This is a genomic window from Aminobacter sp. P4_H6_2, from assembly GCF_056400805.1.
In genome coordinates this window covers 1-2,659 of record NZ_JBFUKO010000699.1, presented here as the reverse complement: position 1 = coordinate 2,659, position 2,659 = coordinate 1, and the positions used below count along the sequence as shown (strand labels likewise).

Here is a 2,659-nt window from a genome sequence, read left to right as displayed (position 1 = left end):
CGATAGGCATGATCGGATCGGGCAATGGGGAAACGGCATCGGCGCTCACGGAAACCTCGTCTGGAACGGTTGGTCGTGATGCCGAAGGTAGGGAGTTGCAGTAACCTTCGTAAATGAGATAACGTCTGGTAACTGAACTTTGGGGTTTCCTCGCAGGAACCTCCATGGAGCGCCCGATGGTCCTCGCCCGCCGCAACTCGACGGTTCCGCCGCTGCCCGATTGCGCATCGGCGGCCTGTCCGCTCCAACAGTGCATGGACCTTCTCGGCTGCGCGTGGACGCCTAACATCGTCTGGAAGCTGTCGGGGGAGCCTCGCCGCTTCAGCGAGCTGCGCAGCGACATTCCTAACATTTCCGCCAAGATGCTGAGCGCCCGGCTGAAAGACCTCGCGGAGAAGGGCGTAGTCGGGCGAACCGTCATCGACACCACGCCGCCCACGGTCGAATATGCGCTGACCGATCTCGGGCGCGAACTGCTGCCCGTCATCGAGGTTATCGAAAGCGTCGGCCGGAAGCTCGCCGGATCGGTCGCGGTTAATCGATGAATTGGCGCGTGTCGCGCAATTCCTGAAACCTGCACCACGTCCGCAGCGGCCCGGATTCCGGGCCGCGACGTGTCGCGAAAGTCTGTCGCACAAGTTTGACTTTCGCACCTGACTTTTGCGACAGAATTTTCTTTGAAAAATCAGCGCCGGTGATTTTGTCGCGAAAATCAGGATTTCCGCGACAAGGGAATGTCGCAGTAGGGGTGGGAAGGGGACTGGCCGCTATCGGGCCCGTAATGYAAGAAGCGGATGCCTGAGTTAGGGCACGGCTGTGATTGACGGTCCAAGATCGACCCAGCTCAGGATCTAGCGTTGAAAGGTGAGGTGGATGATGCCACTCTCTGCCGTTTCCGACTTGACCGTATATCCGGCCTCCAGGCCGCGCAGATCGTCCCAAAGGCGTATTCCCCGCCCCAGCAGAATTGGAGCGATGGCAACATGCAGGCGGTCCACAAGTCCGGCCTTCAGATAGTCACGCACCATGCTTGGTCCGCCGCCAATTCTCACATCCTTGCCATTTGCGATGGTTGCGGCTTGCTGGAGCGCCTGAGCCGGGGTGGCATCGATAAAGTGGAACGTGGTGCCACCGACCATTTCGATGGAGGGGCGAGGCTTGTGGGTCAGCACAAAGACCGGGCAGCGGAACGGAGGTTCGTCGCCCCACCACCCCTTCCAGTTCGGGTCATCAGGGAAGTTATGCAGGCCGAATTTACCGGCCCCCATGATTTCCGCGCCGATATTGTCGAAGTAATCCTGCGCATACCTATCGTCTATGCCAGTGGTGCCTTTGCCGCTGACGTCCTTGAGCACGCGCTCCTGGAATGTCCTGGTCGCGACGTAGGCACCGACAAGGCGCATCCAGTCTTCGCCAAATGGTTTTTCGGGGGTTTGGTCAGTGGTTGTCGCGAAGCCATCAAGCGAAATGATAAGATCAACACGAACGGCCATTAGAACGCTCCTTCTGAAAGTTTGAAGCCGCCTCGATATCTGGCGACCTTGATATTAAGGTGATTGCCTTTGTATTTTACGCCAAATAGAAAGGCAAGTACCTAATTATCATTGACCCATATCCTGATCCGTTCTAGCTGAGTCAAATGCCTCACCATTCTGCCCCACTCGATCTTGCCTTTCACGCTCTCAGCGACCCGACCCGCCGCGCGGTGGTGTCGCGGCTGGTCGAGGGCGAGCTGCCGGTAACCGCACTCGCCGAGCCATTCGACATGGCGCTGCCCTCCTTCGCCCAGCATCTCAAGGTACTGGAGGATTGCGGATTGATCGTCAGCGAGAAACGCGGGCGCAGCCGCTGGTGCCGGCTGGAGCTGGCGCGCTTCGCCGAGGCGGCAAACTGGATGGAAGCGGAGCGCCGACGCTGGGCCGAGCGGCTCGACCGGCTGGAAACTTATTTGGACAAGACGGAAGCGAACGACGATGGAAAAGCTGTTTGAAACCTGGTCGCTCGACCGTGAGATCGTGCTGGTCAAGGTGCTGAAGCACCCGCGGCATAAGGTCTTCGCCGCCTGGATGGACCCGGAAGCGCTGGCGCAATGGTATGGGCCGGCTGGCCTCAGCATCGAGAACCAGGAGGCCGATATCCGCGAGGGCGGGGAATGGCGCTTCGACATGGTGGGCGTATTCGAAGGCCAAAAGCAGCGCTTCGCCAATCTCATGCGCTTCTTGAAGATCGTTCCGAACGAGCTGATCGTGGTGGACTATGGTACCCCGGACCCCAACGACCCGGAGCGCTTCTACATGACGATTACCTTCGATGAGCAGACCGACGGCAAGACCGTGCTGACCATGCGCCAGCTTCACCCAAGCCGCGAACGTCGCCAGGTGGTCGTCGGTTTCGGCGCGGTGGAGTATGGGTTGCAGACGCTGGATGGCCTCGCCACTTGGCTGGATGGTTGAACGCTGCTCATCTGGAGGGTTGGTTCAGATCGATCGGCTCGCTCCAGCATTTCGTGTCGATCTTCTCCGCAGTTTGCAATCTCTTCGTTCCATCCCGGACCAATCGTTCCGCTTCCCAAATCCGAAATCATCGCCTCAGTGCAGCGGCACAATGGAAAGCCGTGGCGCTGGGCGTCTCGTGAGGAGCTCGACTTGGATCTCGTGCG

The 2,659-nt window shown here is 59.3% G+C and carries 4 protein-coding genes; 3 read left to right on the top strand and 1 reads right to left on the bottom strand.

Annotated features, from left to right (window positions below):
* Positions 1-176 precede the first annotated feature (176 nt).
* A complete protein-coding gene (locus tag AC1DUU_RS28845; RefSeq protein WP_476786752.1) occupies positions 177-545 on the top strand; it encodes a winged helix-turn-helix transcriptional regulator in 369 nt (122 codons plus the stop codon).
* 306 nt (positions 546-851) lie between these two features.
* Here the strand turns inward: AC1DUU_RS28845 and AC1DUU_RS28840 are convergent, their stop codons facing one another.
* A complete protein-coding gene (locus AC1DUU_RS28840) occupies positions 852-1,493 on the bottom strand; it encodes a dihydrofolate reductase family protein (RefSeq protein ID WP_476786751.1) in 642 nt (213 codons plus the stop codon).
* Positions 1,494-1,639: 146 nt separating this feature from the next.
* On the opposite strand from AC1DUU_RS28840, the gene AC1DUU_RS28835 reads away from it, so the two are divergent.
* Entirely contained in the window at positions 1,640-1,990 is a 351-nt protein-coding gene (locus AC1DUU_RS28835; protein WP_476786750.1) for an ArsR/SmtB family transcription factor, read from the top strand.
* The gene (locus AC1DUU_RS28830) at positions 1,974-2,453 is read left to right on the top strand and encodes an SRPBCC family protein (protein ID WP_476786749.1); all 480 of its coding nucleotides are present in this window, start codon (positions 1,974-1,976) and stop codon (positions 2,451-2,453) included. Before AC1DUU_RS28835 ends, AC1DUU_RS28830 begins: the two co-directional genes overlap by 17 nt.
* The last annotated feature ends 206 nt before the right edge of the window (positions 2,454-2,659 follow it).